The following is a 15586-nucleotide window of genomic DNA, read 5'->3' as shown; positions in this document are numbered from 1 at the left end:
TCCTTATCTGGTAAGAGACTTAATTGATTAGTTCGCTCTAGATCAAAAACAATCGACAAAAATCGCTAAATGCCTTTCTATATAAGGGTTACATCCAATATAACCCCCGTCCATTGCATAACACAAACCGAAGAGCCGTAAATCCGCCCCAAATAAAGATCATTGTCAAGGCAAAAGCAGTTATTTTTTTGCCAATATCTCGTTCGGCAATGTCCTTGTTTAAAATTACTATAAGGACCATAAATAATGGTACAAGCAGCAAAAAATAACGATCAAAAGCATACTTTATTCCCAAAAGAAAAAGATAAACTAATATCGCAGAAATTATTAGTAAATTCAACCATTTTTCTGATTCAGAAAAGGTTTGCAATATCCCTGAGCATAAATAGTAAAGCAATAAAAGCGCTCCAACTACACCAATCGCCGTCATCATCAACCAAAATATTTTTAAGCCAAGGGAATAGGGGGGATAATTTACCTTCAAGATATAAGTATCTCGAAGGGTTAAAGGGCCTAAGCCAAAATAAACTAGGACATTACCGATGAAGGGCATAGTTTTGCCTTGCTGGATCAATTTACCCATCACGACAACAAAAAAGCTAGATAAAGCTAAGAGCGTTATTCTTTGGTGTTGGCGCGATATTTCCTTAAATTTCCCAGAAAAAAATATCGCTATGAATGGGAAAATAAAACAACCAATTGAAATAATTAGAATATGGTTGCCAAAATCTAATTTTTGCATATTCATCAACACATTCTCCATTATTAAAAGAGTCCGCTCTTTAGATTCAAGCCATTGTTGATACAATTTATAGAGTAAGATTACCAAGGAAACCATCAGAGAACTGCCCAACAAAATTTTTAATTTTTTGTCCAAAAGATCGCTAGGGCAAGGAAGACTAAACAACTCAGGTATATAATTGAAATCATTAAAATGTGGTTGCCGAAATCTAATTTTCCTATAGCTATCAATACCTTCTCTGCTATTATAGTCAGGGTATTCTCTGCTGTTAAAGGCATGCGTCCTGTAGAATAAAGCCATTTTTGATACAGTTCATGTAGTAAAATTCCTGATAAAAATATCAGGGAACTGCCCAATAAAATTTTTAATTTAAATCTTTGTTTAAACGAGTATGCTAGGGCAAATGATAAAAGAATAATAATTGCGTATTGACGGATTAAAATCGTGATATAAGCGAGGCAAATACCGAGAATAATTTCCATAGTTGATTCCCGCTTCAATCCCCTGATCAGAAAATAGAAAGATAGGATACTTAAAGCCAGAAAAGGAACGTCGGTCATAAAGCTGTTAGCTAATCCAAAGTATAGAGGATTAACCACTATCAGCAAAGCGCCCAACCAAGAGATTTTCTGATTGGCATTAACTTCTCTAAGCAGTCCATAAGTACCAATCGCACCGATTAATCCTAAGGTTAAAGTTGAGAAGCGTAATGCAGTAAATGAAAATCCAAAAGGAAGGCAAAATAAGGCTCCCCAAAAGGCTTGAAAAAATAGGTTAGCATGGGCTGGACTGGGAAGGCGGAAATCACCTTTCTCCAGAATCGATTTTACTGCCAGTCCATAAACCCAGTCATCATTAAGAGGAAAATTACCCAAAGGATTGACGACAATTACCATCACAGTCCATATGGCAATAATTATTAAAATATTGACAATATCAGCTTTTTTTGGATGACTAAAATAAATCCAACTCATTACATCTGTTTTGTTCATGGCTCTAATCTTACGAAAGGAAAATAGCGGAATTCGAGTAATTTAGTCACGACTGCTCGTGTTGCTCCGAGAATAGCGACTCGCACTGGCCGAGACAGGGGGCTGACTTGCGGGGAAATTTAGGCACAAAACACCAAGATAACATGGCGAAGTAAGCTTCATTTATCTCTGACTCGGAGGGGGTTGTCTGTTTCATTGCCAATCTCTCAACGTCAAGTGCCGACTCTGTAGCGATTATAATCGATGTGATCTGTATTGAGCGTTTAAGTCCCAATAATTGCTCTGTAGTGGATATTTCTACAAATTTGAGCTGCAACCCAGCCAATCGAGGTTAAAGATGGCCCGATAGATGGGATTATGGACCCGCAGCCGGCCTTGGTCTTTGATCACTAACCCCGATAAAAGTAACTCTTTTTCTGGAGGGCTATCCTCGGCAATCACCTCTTTTTCCCTTAAAATCCGTTCATAGAGTCTCAGGAGCAACTGGGAGCGATGACTGTTGAGAAGCCGATCGCGAATAGTCCGCAGATGTTCCGGTTCATCCTGAGCCTCCCAATTGTCAATGATCTTCTTCTGTACCAAGTCCTCAATCCAGGAGGCCTCACCATTGGGGGGAATCGGCGAGGCGGCGGTGCGAATTAACTGACAGAGTTTTTGGGTCAGAAAAGGTTGACCGTTTGTCCAAGCAAAGACTTCTTTTAAGACAGTTTGCGGGTTACTAACTTTCTCGGCCAATCCGCGCAGTAAAGGCTGGGCTTCGTGTTCCTTAAAACCCTCCAATTGAATCGAATGACCGATATTAAAAGGAGTGATTTGGTGGTCGGTAATTAAATCGGAGGGGGTGACAACACCGAAGAAAGCGAAGGTCAAACGCCGATAGAGCGGGTTAAAACCACGCTGGTTATAGCAGGAACGAATCAGGGCAAAAAAGTCATTAACCGCGAAATTTAAGCCCAAAACGCTATCAATTTCATCGATAAAAATCGTGATCGGTTTCGGGGGAGAACCTTCCACGATCCCCACTTCCAGCAATAACACTTCTTCGATAAATTCGCCCAAGCGCTGTACTGCCGAGACATCTTCCCGTTCTTGCCACCAAGCTTTGAGATTGACCCTTTTGAGCAGTCCAAAACGTCGCCCTAACTCGAAGGCTATCCCCTTGTACCATTGGTCGGGAGTGACATTTTCGCTGCCGATGCGGGTTAAATCAATGGGAGCGCAACAGACCCCCTCGTGTTGGAGGTGGTCGATCATGCGTACCATTAAACTAGACTTACCCATTTGACGGGGATTGAGAACATAGCAAAAATCGCCCCGTTTGAGGGCTTTATAGAGATAACGGTCGGCGGCGCGGACCACGTAGGTGGGTGCATCCATAGGCAAACTGCCCCCCACTTGGTAGTCAAAGGTGCTAGATTCTTCGGTACTTCTGAGCAGTTCATTTTCAAACAGTAATTCTGCTTGGGTGGCCTTGAGAATTTCTAGGGTTTGGCTGAGTTCCAGGGTGCGCTCCTGCACTTTCTGTTCTAGGGTGCGGCTATACTCGGCTAATTCTTGGGTAAAGCGAATCCGTTCCGCTTCCGCCTGTTTTCGTTCGCTAATATCGGTAAAAGCGGTGATCGCATAGATAATTTCTCCTTTTTCGTCAAAAACGGGCGTGGCATACACTTCTAGGGGGATAATCTTCTCTCCTTGGTGAACTTCTATATCATCCACCGTGTTTTTTTCCCCCCTTAAAGCTCGGACAATCGGATGGTATTCTGTGGGATACAATCGATCGGTTCCAGCTTGATATAACTGATAGGTTTTCCCCAACTGATTAGCCGTGGTGATATTAACTATCTCTTTTCCTAAAATCTCCTGGGCGGTTTGATTGGCGTAGTAGGGTTGACTGTCGGCATCGAGGACGAATACCCCCACCGGCATGGCTTCTAAAAATTGCGCTAGTTGTCTCTGTTTAGCTTTGATTTCGGCGTAGAGTTTGGCGTTAGTAATTGCGATGGCAGCTTGGCTAGAGAGCAGTTGCAGCACTTCCAATCTTTCTTGGGTAAAAGCCCCGACGGTGAGATTATTTTCTAGATAGACAATTCCCCGCAGTTGTCCTTGGTCGAGTAGGGGTGTGCAAAGCAGCGATTTGGTTTGATGGATTTTAATATAGGGATCGTTGCTAAAATTGCCCTGATGGGCAGCATCGTTATTAAGAACGGTTTGACCGCTCCGGGCCACATAGTTAATAATTGAGACGGGAAGATGTTCTTCGATCGCATTAGATTTAAAGACTGTCACCCTATCTTCCTGCACTGAACCGGAGGCTTCGATCGATAGTTGTCCGCCGCTTTCTAGGATAAGATAGCCCAGCTGCGCCCCAGCATTTTCGATGAGAATTTTCATCAGGGTGGCGAGTAATTGATCTAAAACTATCTCACTAGAAATGGCTTGGGATGCTTTCATAATCGTGGCTAAATCTAACAGTTCTCCCGCATGACTAACTGAATTTTTTCTGGTGGTAGTTCTCGTGGTTTCGGTCAGGGAATTGGAACCATAATTATTGACCATTAAGTGAGAATAGTGGCTTTCTATATCTTTGACTTTAGCTGTTGCTCCCCAAAGAGAATAGAGATAGGCAGCTTCATTGATGTAGGTTTTGGCAATTTTTACTTTACCCCAATCGAGATAGAATTTCGCCGCTAGTTCGTTAGCCAGTGCTTCTTCATTAATGTATTCATTTTCCCTGGCTTTAGCGATGGCTAGATCGTAGTTTTCTATGGCTTCTAGATAGGATTCCTGCACCCGATCCTTTTCCGCTGCCACTAAATAAAATTTATGGAGATAGTTAGAGGGGGCTTGATTGGCCCATTCCTGTTGCTTTTTCTGATTATTCGTCACTCGTTCTAATACTTGCTGTTTTTGGTCATTGTCCAGATGATTATAAATAGCTAAATGGGCGAGGGAATCATAGAAATTATGCAGAGGAATCAATAAAGTAGCGGTAGCTCCCCCTAGATAATTTTGGGCTTGGTTAGCATTTTCAATGGCTGGTTCGTACTGTCCAAATAGATAACAAAGGTATAATTTATTAACAAATAAAGCACAGAGACCGAAGAGATCATTAGCCTCTAGATGGTACGGTAACATAAGAGTTTCTTGATAGTACTGTCCTTCTAAATGACCGGGATTTTCCGAGTGCCTCAGCAGATTTAAAACTGTTTGACCATAGATTTTTAGATAGTTGCGGGGGTTTTCTTGTTTGAGCTTAACAAAAGCCAGATCATAGTTAGCTATTTCTTGGGCTAATTCGGTTAATTCCTGTCCGATAAAGGCGGAATGAAAACAGTAAAGATAGGCGCAGGTTGTTCCGTAGTAGAGATCGCCCATTTCTAAACCGGTTTGATAGGAAGATTTTAACAAGGACAGGGAATTTTTAATCGGTTCTTTCCAGATACTAATAGTGGCGGAAAAGACGGCAATTATTTTCGGCATCAGGGCTTTGGCATGAAATTTATCAGCAATGTTTAAAGCTAATCGTCCAAATTGATAACCCGTTTCCCAATCTTCTAAAAGACCACAAAGAATTAAGCCATAATTGACATAAGTAAAAGCCGCTAGATAACTATTGCCGTATTCAATTGATAAGTTAACCTGTTTTGATACTAGGATGGGTAAGAGATGAGGGGCGGCAATATAAACAGGAGAAAATATGGCACTTGCTATCTTCATGATTGCTAATTTTTCTTCTTCATTTATCGGCGGTAAATTAATTAAATCTTTGATATTTTTACCCGCTAATTTTTGTCTGGTTTTAGTTAGTTCTTTTTGAATATCTGATGATTGTAAGGATTCAGGAATCTCGAAATCTAGGCTTTTGAGGACGGATAAACCAATTTCTACCGCTTTTAGTTCTTGATTTTGGGCGTGATAGGCTTCGATGATGACTTCATAAACTTTCACCTTATCTAGGGTTGTTTTTGCCTGTTTTAATACGAGATTAGCCCAGCGTTGCATCTGCTCAAAGTTCCCACTTAAATAGGCGATTTCTGTGGCTTCAGAATAAATATTTAAAGTCAGTTGATAGTTATTTTTCCAGCTTGATTTTTTGAGAAGTTTTTGAGCGATTTTAATATATTTTAAGGCTCCAGTTTGGGCATTAGCGGCTTTGGCTTTTTGGGCTGCTAGTAAATTCAAGTTAGCCACTGACTCTCGTTCTTTTTCCTCGCTAATTAGTCGATAACCAAGATTGAGATGATCGACTATTTTAAAAATCTTTTCCGATAATTCATTGGCGGCAGTATGCTGCCAAAGTAGGCGACCAATTTTCAAATGAATTAAAGATTTTTTGCTGTCTTCGATGAGAGCGTAAGCTCCTTGTTGAATGCGATCATGAGCAAATTTATATTCTTGAATCAGTAATTGTTCATCCAATTCTGAGAGGGGAATAATTAAACCAGCTTCGCTACTAGAAGTTAAAATTGGTAAAAGTTCTGGAGGTGATTTTTCAGAGATTACTGCCAGACTATATAAATTAAACTCTGCCCCAAGACAAGCGGCTAAACTTAAAATTTCCTGGGTTTCGGGGGGCAATTTCTGCATTTTGCCCATCATAAATTGAATCAGATTATCAGTACTACCAATCCTTTGAATTTGGCCGAGATGCCATTGCCAATAACCCCTATTATTATCGGTTTTAGTGGTTGTTTGCTGCCCCGGTTGGAAAAATAGCAAATTTTCCCAGTAGATAGTTTTGAGAAATTCATTGACAAAAAAAGGATTCCCGTGGGTTTTTTGCCAGACTAAAGCGGACAAAGATTGCACATATTCGGGTGAATGATTTAAGGTGTCAGCAATTAACTGATTGACCTGTTCAAGACCCAGAGGTTTTAAAATAACTTGATTGATAATTATGCCCCCCTGCTCTAATTTATCGAGAGTAGCGGTTAGGGGATGGGTGGAATTAATTTCATTACTGCGATAGGAGCCAATTAAAAACAAATAGTCCATATCGCCATCGAGCATAATTAATTCTATTAACTGGAGACTAGCCAAGTCTGCCCATTGCAAATCATCGAGAAAGATGACTAAGGGGTGTTCCGGGGAACAAAAGACCCGAATAAAATTTTTAAAGACTAAATTAAAGCGATTTTGAGTAGCGATCGCTCCTAATTGTAACACCTCTGGTTGTGGACCGATAATTAATTCTAGTTCAGGAATCACATCAATAATAACCCGTGCATTCGCCCCCAAAGACTTTAAGAGTTTTTGTCGCCATAGTTGCAGTTGTGGCTGACTTTCCCCCAAAAGTTGCTTGACAAGATGAGTCAAAGCGCTAACCACGGCAGCGTAGGGAGTATCGCGCTGAAATTGGTCAAATTTACCGGAGATAAAAAAGCCGCGTTTTTCAGTAATTGGCTGATAAATTTCCCTAACTAGGGTGGTTTTACCCATGCCAGAATAACCCGTAACTAGCATCAGTTCGGTGTGAGAGGAGTTTTTATCTGCGGTGGCTACCCGTTGAAAAGCAGTGAGGAGAGTGGCGATTTCTGCCTCCCTACCGTAGAGTTTTTGGGGAATTTGGAACTGATTGGCTAGATCTTGCCCAGCGATGACAAAATCCTCAATTTTAGCCGTTGTTTCTAGTTGTCTTAAACATTCTTCTAAATCTGCCCGAATACCGTAGGCACTTTGGTATCGTTCCTCGGGGGTTTTAGCCATCAGTTTCCTGATGATTGCCTCCACCACCGGGGGAATTTTCTCCCTGACGAGACTATTAATCTCCAGAGGTTGTTTTGCCAGATGACAGTGAACTAATTCCAAAGCATCTTTAGCCCGAAAAGGTAATTGTCCGGTGAGAAGTTCGTAGAAGCTAACGCCCAAGGAATAAAAATCCGTGCGGTAATCGAGACTGCGATTCATCCGTCCGGTTTGTTCGGGAGAAATATAGGCTAAAGTCCCCTCTAGAACGTTGGGATTTTTTAGCCCCGGATTTTCCCGCCGCAGGACGCTGGCAATGCCAAAATCGATGATTTTAATTTGTCCGGTTTCGGGGTTAAGAACTATATTGGCAGGATTAATATCTTTGTGAATAACCTTGGCGTTGTGAATTTTCTCTAAATTAGCCACTATTCGGGGTGCAAGGCTTAAAAAGTCCCTTAAGGCCAGGGGTTTGCCCTCTAGCCATTTTTTTAAGGATATACCCCCGAAATCTTCCAAAATAATCACGGGAGTTCTGCGGTAGGTTTCTAAACCATAGGCTTTAATCGCCCCCTCGAAGTTCAGGCCGCAGATGGTTTTATACTCCTGTTTGTAGTGGGTTAGTTGTTGTGCGGTGGGATATTCTTGCTTGAGGATTTTGAGCATAACCGGTTGATTATCGGCGGTGCGAATAGCCCGATAGACTTCCGAGTTAACACTTTCGTAGATTTGGGCAAGAATGTCGTATCCGTTGAGAACAATCATTTTTTTACTTGGCGATTGTAAATGGCTGCGGGTCTCCCCAAGAAAAATTCTACGGGAACTAAAACAAGACTCCGCAAGGCTGACAGGACTCGATTTACCTGTGAGACGGAAGGACGGGGAGAAGGCAGCACTTGCTCGAAATACTCGGAATGCAAGGTAAAACCAAAGTGAACATCTTCCGGCAAACTCAGTTTAGCAATCGGTCCGCCCTTGAGATTGTCAGGGTTAAATAACCAAGCTTCTAATACTCTGGTCGGGGTTAAAACCGTCGTAAATAGATAGCCCTGTTCTTGGGGAATAAACTGAATGCTATCTAAAATATAGCCATCGGGACAAACATAAAAATCCAGTAGTTCCCGACCTAAATGTGATACATGAGTATCACTGGCATTTTTTTCTTGGCTAATCTGTTCAGTTAACTGATTCCAATCCTTATCGAAGGGAACCTTGGCTAATACCGAGGGCAAGTCATGACAGGGAAGTTCGGCATCCCTGAGGATGCGATTACTTTGGTCGCGAAAATCCATATACTGACGACGACAGATTAATTCGCGCACATAACCGGCATAAACCTGATAAATAGCGCTGTATCCCTGTTCCAATTCCCGCGGGTCGGCGGTGTAGAGAGTGGTAGAGAACCACCCCGGATGGATGAAAGCTTGTTCGCTCATCACCCTGGCATCTTTGATAACCACTTTGCGCAGCACTCCGGGGTCAAAGGAAAACATCCAGGGAATGCCGTGGTATTCGGGAGGATAACCCTGACCGGTAAAATGTTGGATATCGTCTTTTTCGATCGCTTCGGTTAAACTAATAGTGGCGTTTTGGATGGCCACCAGATGAATTTGACCGTTGATACTATGGTAATTACAAAGGAAGTGATAACTGTCGCCATTGAAGGTAATTAATTGCGAGGGAACGGTGGTTTCTTCTTCCTTGAGGTCTTGACGTTTAACCAGATAAATTTGAGTTTTCGGATAGGTTTCTTCAGGCTTGATTCTGATACCTAATAGTTTGGCTACTCCCATCTGAAAAGGCATATCGGGAATCATGATATAATCTTCGGTGACGATGACCGAATGGGGACTACCATCGAGGATAGCTCCCTGTAGTTTCCAGGGTTTAAGTTGTTTTTGTTGATCCCAAAGAACAATATACGCCGATTTATCTAAGTCTTTTAACATACCTCCCGATACAAGTTTTAGCTTTAATTCACAGGTGATAAATTCTTTGGTTTTTTTGTCGTAGAAGGGATGAGCGGTATTTTCTAGGACTGGGAAAAAAGATAAAGGCACGGAAACAATATGTTGGTCAAAATAACCAATCGGAGTGATAGTATCAAGGGAAACGGGGTCCACTTCCCAGTAACGTCCCGCATCGGCAGTGAGAATTAATCTGGTTTCTTCTAGTTGTTCATTTTCGGAAACTTTTTCTAGTTTAACTATAGCAGTATTCGCTATTTCTGAACAACCCAAAATGCTGACCACGGCAGGAAAAGTGGCTTGACTAATATTAAATATCGGTAAAACTTTTCGCCAAAAACTATCCCAGGTTTTCAGTTTTTTACTGTAAACATTAACTTGATTATTTTTCCCTTGCAAGTCCCATTTAATAATTACACCCTCGCCAGAGAACAAATGACGGTCATTTTTTCTATGAAAAGGACAGACGATAAAAACGTATCCCGACAGATTTTCCGGCCAATGTCCCTCGGTAACTGTGGCGACTGCTTGATATAAATTGTTCTCATCCGGTTGACCTAGTTGCGAGCGACTAAAATTACTAACGTTGACAGTATTTTGGACAGTATCTTTGATTGACATATTCATAATAAGTAGAGTTTGCGGCAAAAAGTTTGTTGGTGGGGTCAGGAGCCGGTCGTCGGTCGTCAGGAGATAGGATTCAGGAGATAGGAGCCGGTCGTCAGGAGATAGGAGATTATTTTATTTATTCCCCCCACACCCTACACCCCACACCCTACACCCCACACCCTCACTGATTACTGATTACTGTTTACTGATAACTGATAGAGGATTTCACCTCTAAAAAATAGCGTCGATACAATTCATAGCCTGGTACTACTTTATCTCCTGATTGTTTGAGTAGTCCCATACTGCTGAGTTTGTAAGCGAGAATTGGGTCTAATTGTACGGGTTCCACCGCGCTCATCACCCGATCGAGGGCTTTTGCTAGTTCAGGCTGTTGTTCTAATACCGCCCAATGGCGTCGCAGGTGATGGGCATAAATCCCAGTGACGGAGGTGGCACTGGTTAATATTTGCGTCATGGTTATTTCCTCCCGACTGAGATAGTAGAGGGCAGTTTGTACCAAAGCCGGGTGTCCTCCCACTAGCTCCATCAATTGTTTGACTTTTTCCTGATTTTCCCAGGTGAGTTGATAACGTTGGGCTAATTGTAATACCTCCTCAAGACTAAAATGACTTAACTGTGCGGGGAATCCCACGTTAAAGGGGGATTGATTGAGCTGCAGGGGAACATAAATTTCCGTGGAATGGACGACGATAAGACGGAGTTTTTGCCAAATAGGTAGGGTTTTGGCTTCCTCGTACCAAGAACGCAGCAGCGGTAAAAAATCCTTGGCCACCTGGGGATGTTCAAAAATCTGATTAAGTTCATCGAGAGCGAGGACAATGGGGGCGGTAATCGATTCAAGCAGATAGTCTTGAATGTAAACCGTACAGCTAATCTTGCTGCCTAAATCCTCATCCCAATACTCATCTAATTGCGGTTTTAACTGTAGTTGACGGGCGGCATTGGCACACAACCAGCGCAAAAATTGGTTTAAATCAGCCAAAATCGTCTGATCCACCTGTTCTAAGTTCAAACTCACCGTGCGGTAGCCTTGCTGTTTGGCAAAATCGAGCATTCTCAAAAGTAGGGAAGTTTTGCCCATTTCTTTCGGGGCTTTTATCCGCACTAAAGCCCCCGGTTTCTTGATTTCCTGCCTTATCTGTTCTTCGAGGGGAAGACGTTCTAAATAAAATGGGGAACCAAGGGGAACTGCCCCATTGGGATAGGGGGGTAATGTGTCCAATTTTTCGCTCTTGGATGGAGAATTAACCAGAATTTTGTCTTGAGGGGGTGCTGTTAGCTGAAAATTCAGGGCGGCGATTTCTTGCCAGTCGAGGCATAATCGACGACAAATTTGGGCAAAAGTGGCTTGTTCTACCGGTTTACCAGTCAGGAAGTTGCTGACAGTAGCCAGACTAAATTCAGCTTCTTTAGCTAAGGAGCGTTGACTGCTAAAGCCCTGCTTTCTCACGGCTAATTTAACTTGATTGAGGCAGTGTTGTTGTACTCTTAGATAGCCCGATATGGAATCTCTCATAAGAAGTGGGGTGTAGGGTGTGGGGTGTAGGGTATGGGGTGTGGGGTGTAGGGTGTGGGGTGTGGGGAGTTTTCTCAGTGAACTGATAACTGATAACTGATAACTGATAACTGACTCCTGACTCCACCAACAAACTTTTTGCCGCAAACCCTACTTAGGCAGAGGAGAATATAAGTTATTATGGGTGATTTTCCGGCTTTAACGGCGTTAATTCTGGCTGGTGGTCAAAGTTCCCGTATGGGACGAGATAAAGCATTGTTATCTTTTCAGGGTCTCTCTTTTCTAGAGAATACTTGTTTAATTGCCCAAGATTGTGCGGTGCAAGTGTCTGTGATTACGCCTTGGCCAGAACGTTATGAACTGATCATTCCCCAATACTGCCGGATAATTAAGGAACCGCTTCCCACTAGGGGGCCTTTATTGGCCTTTGCCTTGGCATTAACTTTTGTATCAACCGATTGGGTTTTATTGCTCGCTTGCGATTTACCTTTACTAACGCCTCCAATTATGCAAGAATGGTCAAGATTATTAGCCACTGTACCAGAAAATGCCATCGCTTTGGTTCCCCGCCGCGGCTCTCGTTGGGAGCCTCTCTGTGGTTTCTATCATCGTCGTTGTTTAGAATCTTTGCAGACTTATATTCAGCAAGGGGGAACTTCTTTTCAAAAATGGTTAAATGTCTCCGTGGTGGAGGAATTAATCATCGATAATTCCGAGATTTTATTTAACTGTAATACCCCGGAAGATTTAGAGATAATAATAAACTCCCCAGATGTTGACAGTAAGAAACCCTAGCACAAAAGGGAGTAAAAGTAAAGAGATCGGCCAAGGAATGTTGGATAAATGGCGATAACCATAGTAGAGCATTCCGGTTAGATAACCGCCGGTTACACCGATAATTGCGCCGACAATATCGCCATTTATGGATAAATAGGAAGTGAGCAAAATGACGAGGGAAAAGGGCAAAATTATCAAGCCACCTAAAAATATATCGCCGGTGAGACTACCATATTTATTACTTAATTTTCTGCCTAACCAACTAGATAAAGTCAGAATAATAAAAGGAAATACTGCCCAGCCTAATAACAGCAAAAAATCAGATTTAACTGTCCAGTTTTGCCAAGTAAAAGCGATGAAAAAACTGCTGATGATTGCTGCCAATACACCCGTAGCCAAAGCCTGATTACGGTTAAGCTTTAAAAAAGCCTCTGCTAGACCGGTCTTGGGTTTGAGCAAAGATGAGCAAGAGATTTTCAGCAAATTAAAAACAATAAAAAGAGTTTTTGACCACTTGATCGATTGCCGTTGTCGATAACTTTTATGAGGGTCTCTTAATTTATTTGCAATGGCATGATAGCGGCGAAAATTTCCCTGTTGCTTGAATTTCTTGGCCGCTATTTGGAAATCCTTTCGTGCTGCCGGCAGTTCCGAGAGTTCCTCTAGAGCCAATCCTCTTTGATAATAGAATTGGGGGTTATCTGGGTCAATGGCGATTGCTTTTCTATAAGCTTCTAGGGAGGATTGGGTGTAACCGAGTCGTTGACGCGATAAACCGAGGTAATAGTAAGCTTGGGAACAATCGGGTTTTAACTGCAAAACTTGCCGACAATCGCTTAAAACTTGCCGATCCTGCTGATTATGGTAGTAAACTTCCGCCCGTTGCAGATAGGCCTGCCAAAATTGCGGATTAATTGTGATCGCTTGCTGGTAAAATGCGATCGCTAGTTGATAATTTTTCTCTTGAGCGTAGTGCCATCCCTGTTGATAAAAATCCTCGGCACTGGGGTTAAAAGTGGGTATTTCTGGGGATAAACTGCGATCATACTCTTTTCTTTGACTTTTATCGCTCAAAACCCGATAAGCTTGTTCAATTTCCCGAAATTTTGTCACTGCCTCTGGATCATTGGGATTATAATCGGGGTGATATTGCCGGGCCAGACGACGAAAAGCGGCTTTTATCTGATTATTACTGGCATTACGGGGAATTTGCAGGATTTCATAGTAATTTTTCATACTCGAATGCGGGGGGAATTTTCAACTACTGAAAATTGTTGCCAATGGCTCGCCGAAACGACTATCATTGTCAATTAAATAGCTTTTATTGAGAGTTGATCGCTTATGTCTGCCTACACTGCTTCCTCCCTGAAAGCGGAACTCAACGCGCGGGGGTGGCGCTTAACTCCCCAGCGAGAGAAAATTCTGCACGTTTTCCAGAATTTACCGAAAGGCAATCATCTCAGCGCCGAAGAATTGCAGGAATTGCTGGACAAAAGGGGGGAAGGAATTAGTTTATCGACAATTTACCGCAGTGTTAAACTGATGTCGCGGATGGGAATTTTGCGGGAGTTGGAATTGGCCGAGGGTCATAAACACTACGAACTCAATCAACCCTATCCCCACCACCATCATCATTTGGTCTGTATTCAGTGCAATAAAACCATCGAATTTAACAATGATTCCATTCTCAAACACAGTCTCAAACAGTGTGAGAAAGAGGGTTTTCAGTTAATTGACTGTCAGTTAACGGTGATGGCCATCTGTCCGGAAGCTTTGCGGATGGGTTGGCCGTCGGGAATACCGAGTAATTGGGGCTGCACGCGTTCGCTGGTGGATACTCGTTTCCAAAACTGCGAGATTCCCGAATCAAAGGAACCGGAACCAGAAAACTAGACATCTAAGCGGACATTCCCAACTGAAAACCGAGAGCTTTTTTCTGCATTAATTGGAAAATATTATAAAATCCGTTGGCGCGGGAAGGGGTAAGACTGACTTTTAAACCGGTTTCTTCGATAAAATCCGGGGTGACTTGCAGGATTTCTGTGGGAGTCAGTCCATTTAAACCCTCGATTAACAAAGCAACTAAACCCTTGACTAATTGCGCGTCGGAATCCCCTTTGTACCAAACCTGGCCATTTTCGAGGTCGGCAGTGATATAAACTTGGGATACACAGCCATGAACTTTATTAGCGGGTATTTTGGCAGATTCTGGTATTGGTTCTAGTTTTTTAGCAAAAGCTAGTAATTGTTCGTATTTTTGCTTAGGATCGGTACGACGTTTGAGGCGTTCGACGATGCGATCGAGATTAGACGGGAGCATATTGCGAGTTAAAATAGGAAAAAATTAGCCAATAGCTTTTTTATATTAGCATTCTTGCGGAAGTTGCGCGCTGTGGTTATCGCTGCCAGGACTACCTTGGTCAGAGCGCCTCGAGGCTATCTGCTAGAATTGGCATCAATGAAATACCACCCTTGCAGGAGCTATGGATAAACGCCGTACCAAAAATATAAAATCTCCTTACAATCCTAGGCAATATCGGACTGCCGTTTCAATTTCTTGCATTTTTTCTTCGGATAGTTTCCCAACTGGTGCCGAGGGGAAGCGATTTTTATCAATTGAACGAATTTGAAACCCAAGAAAGACTATTTCTAAAGGAAGCCCACTTTCATCAGTCGAAACGCGAACATTAGTCGGATAATCTTGGCGAATATTTTCTCCTTTCGTCCCCACCACTACCATCACCACTAAGGGTAACTGATTGATCACATCAATAGATAATACTAAAACTGGTCTAGTTCCTGCTTGCTCTTTTCCTTGAATCGGGTTAAGATTAACGAAATAAATTTCACCTCTTGCGATAGTCATTTTCTACAAACCGTCCATTTCAGAGAACATAAACTCCTGATTAATGGTAGCTATTTCTCCTAAAATATCCACATCATCTGCCATTATTTGCAATTGCTCTTCATCAATTAATTGAGTTTCTATTGTCAATTTTACTTTAGTATTCGGCTTAAGATTAAAGGTTTCAGTAGGATAAAAAGCTTCTCCATTGAAAATAGCAGTAATTTTTTGATTCATCATTTCTGTACCAACATAAATCAAGCTTCTCTTACTTGATGATACCAAATAAAGTAGGCTCTTCGTTACTTGTTATGGTTCGATAGGGGGGCATAAATCGACTAAATCCTTATCTGGCAAGAGACTTAATTGATTAGTTCGCTCTAGATAAAAAACAATTGACAAAAATCGCTAAATGCCTTTCTATATAAGGGT

At 42.1% G+C, this 15586-nt stretch carries 13 protein-coding genes; 3 read left to right on the top strand and 10 right to left on the bottom strand.

The window, feature by feature from the left end; translation table 11 throughout:
• Nucleotides 1–88: 88 nt before the first annotated feature.
• The 5 genes from PX482_RS07750 to PX482_RS07730 form a co-directional block, all read right to left on the bottom strand.
• Nucleotides 89–877 (bottom strand): hypothetical protein, encoded by a 789-nt coding sequence (locus PX482_RS07750; protein WP_288096103.1) that lies wholly within the window; start codon nucleotides 875–877, stop codon nucleotides 89–91.
• Nucleotides 862–1734, bottom strand: coding sequence for an ArnT family glycosyltransferase (locus tag PX482_RS07745; protein WP_288096105.1), 873 nt, complete (start codon nucleotides 1732–1734; stop codon nucleotides 862–864). Before PX482_RS07745 ends, PX482_RS07750 begins: the two co-directional genes overlap by 16 nt.
• Before the next feature lie 46 nt (nucleotides 1735–1780).
• Complete coding sequence (locus PX482_RS07740; RefSeq protein ID WP_158499357.1) at nucleotides 1781–1930, bottom strand: hypothetical protein; 150 nt, start codon at nucleotides 1928–1930, stop codon at nucleotides 1781–1783.
• 101 nt (nucleotides 1931–2031) lie between these two features.
• A complete protein-coding gene (locus tag PX482_RS07735) occupies nucleotides 2032–8184 on the bottom strand; it encodes an AAA family ATPase (protein WP_288122279.1) in 6153 nt (2050 codons plus the stop codon).
• On the bottom strand, nucleotides 8181–10013 hold the full coding sequence (locus PX482_RS07730; RefSeq protein ID WP_288023688.1) for a carotenoid oxygenase family protein: 1833 nt from the start codon (nucleotides 10011–10013) through the stop codon (nucleotides 8181–8183). Before PX482_RS07730 ends, PX482_RS07735 begins: the two co-directional genes overlap by 4 nt.
• A gap of 29 nt (nucleotides 10014–10042) precedes the next feature.
• Between PX482_RS07730 and PX482_RS07725 the strand changes: the two genes are divergently transcribed.
• A complete protein-coding gene (locus PX482_RS07725; RefSeq protein WP_196219805.1) occupies nucleotides 10043–10183 on the top strand; it encodes a hypothetical protein in 141 nt (46 codons plus the stop codon).
• Between the two features lie 14 nt (nucleotides 10184–10197).
• Here PX482_RS07725 and PX482_RS07720 read toward each other — a convergent pair whose 3' ends face one another.
• Nucleotides 10198–11532, bottom strand: coding sequence for an AAA-like domain-containing protein (locus PX482_RS07720; protein WP_288122280.1), 1335 nt, complete (start codon nucleotides 11530–11532; stop codon nucleotides 10198–10200).
• A 180-nt stretch (nucleotides 11533–11712) separates the two neighbouring features.
• Between PX482_RS07720 and PX482_RS07715 the strand changes: the two genes are divergently transcribed.
• A complete protein-coding gene (locus PX482_RS07715) occupies nucleotides 11713–12327 on the top strand; it encodes a molybdenum cofactor guanylyltransferase (RefSeq protein ID WP_288024686.1) in 615 nt (204 codons plus the stop codon).
• On the opposite strand, the gene PX482_RS07710 is transcribed toward PX482_RS07715, so the two are convergent.
• Entirely contained in the window at nucleotides 12280–13545 is a 1266-nt protein-coding gene (locus PX482_RS07710) for a DnaJ domain-containing protein (protein ID WP_002761231.1), read from the bottom strand. The two genes, PX482_RS07715 and PX482_RS07710, sit on opposite strands and share 48 nt — an antisense overlap.
• Nucleotides 13546–13650: 105 nt before the next feature.
• On the opposite strand from PX482_RS07710, the gene PX482_RS07705 reads away from it, so the two are divergent.
• Nucleotides 13651–14202 (top strand): ferric uptake regulation protein, encoded by a 552-nt coding sequence (locus PX482_RS07705; RefSeq protein ID WP_002737956.1) that lies wholly within the window; start codon nucleotides 13651–13653, stop codon nucleotides 14200–14202.
• Between the two features lie 4 nt (nucleotides 14203–14206).
• Here PX482_RS07705 and PX482_RS07700 read toward each other — a convergent pair whose 3' ends face one another.
• The 3 genes from PX482_RS07700 to PX482_RS07690 form a co-directional block, all read right to left on the bottom strand.
• A complete protein-coding gene (locus PX482_RS07700) occupies nucleotides 14207–14629 on the bottom strand; it encodes a SufE family protein (protein ID WP_046663438.1) in 423 nt (140 codons plus the stop codon).
• A 198-nt stretch (nucleotides 14630–14827) separates the two neighbouring features.
• Entirely contained in the window at nucleotides 14828–15175 is a 348-nt protein-coding gene (locus tag PX482_RS07695; RefSeq protein ID WP_002761227.1) for a type II toxin-antitoxin system PemK/MazF family toxin, read from the bottom strand.
• 3 nt (nucleotides 15176–15178) lie between these two features.
• Nucleotides 15179–15394 (bottom strand): hypothetical protein, encoded by a 216-nt coding sequence (locus PX482_RS07690; protein ID WP_043999250.1) that lies wholly within the window; start codon nucleotides 15392–15394, stop codon nucleotides 15179–15181.
• Nucleotides 15395–15586: the final 192 nt, after the last annotated feature.

The organism is Microcystis sp. M53602_WE12, from assembly GCF_030065455.1.
Classification (GTDB): Bacteria; Cyanobacteriota; Cyanobacteriia; order Cyanobacteriales; family Microcystaceae; genus Microcystis; species Microcystis aeruginosa.
Note: the sequence above shows the minus strand (reverse complement) of the source record. Positions and strands in the feature narration are given on the sequence as shown.

Excerpts from the sequence above, each read along its gene's own strand:
- PX482_RS07745 (WP_288096105.1), bottom strand. The coding sequence starts at position 1,734 with ATGAACAAAACAGATGTAATGAGTTGGATTTATTTTAGTCATCCAAAA.
- PX482_RS07740 (WP_158499357.1), bottom strand. The coding sequence starts at position 1,930 with ATGAAACAGACAACCCCCTCCGAGTCAGAGATAAATGAAGCTTACTTC.
- PX482_RS07735 (WP_288122279.1), bottom strand. The coding sequence starts at position 8,184 with ATGATTGTTCTCAACGGATACGACATTCTTGCCCAAATCTACGAAAGT.
- PX482_RS07730 (WP_288023688.1), bottom strand. The coding sequence starts at position 10,013 with ATGAATATGTCAATCAAAGATACTGTCCAAAATACTGTCAACGTTAGT.
- PX482_RS07720 (WP_288122280.1), bottom strand. The coding sequence starts at position 11,532 with ATGAGAGATTCCATATCGGGCTATCTAAGAGTACAACAACACTGCCTC.
- PX482_RS07715 (WP_288024686.1), top strand. The coding sequence starts at position 11,713 with ATGGGTGATTTTCCGGCTTTAACGGCGTTAATTCTGGCTGGTGGTCAA.
- PX482_RS07710 (WP_002761231.1), bottom strand. The coding sequence starts at position 13,545 with ATGAAAAATTACTATGAAATCCTGCAAATTCCCCGTAATGCCAGTAAT.
- PX482_RS07705 (WP_002737956.1), top strand. The coding sequence starts at position 13,651 with ATGTCTGCCTACACTGCTTCCTCCCTGAAAGCGGAACTCAACGCGCGG.
- PX482_RS07700 (WP_046663438.1), bottom strand. The coding sequence starts at position 14,629 with ATGCTCCCGTCTAATCTCGATCGCATCGTCGAACGCCTCAAACGTCGT.
- PX482_RS07695 (WP_002761227.1), bottom strand. The coding sequence starts at position 15,175 with ATGACTATCGCAAGAGGTGAAATTTATTTCGTTAATCTTAACCCGATT.
- PX482_RS07690 (WP_043999250.1), bottom strand. The coding sequence starts at position 15,394 with ATGATGAATCAAAAAATTACTGCTATTTTCAATGGAGAAGCTTTTTAT.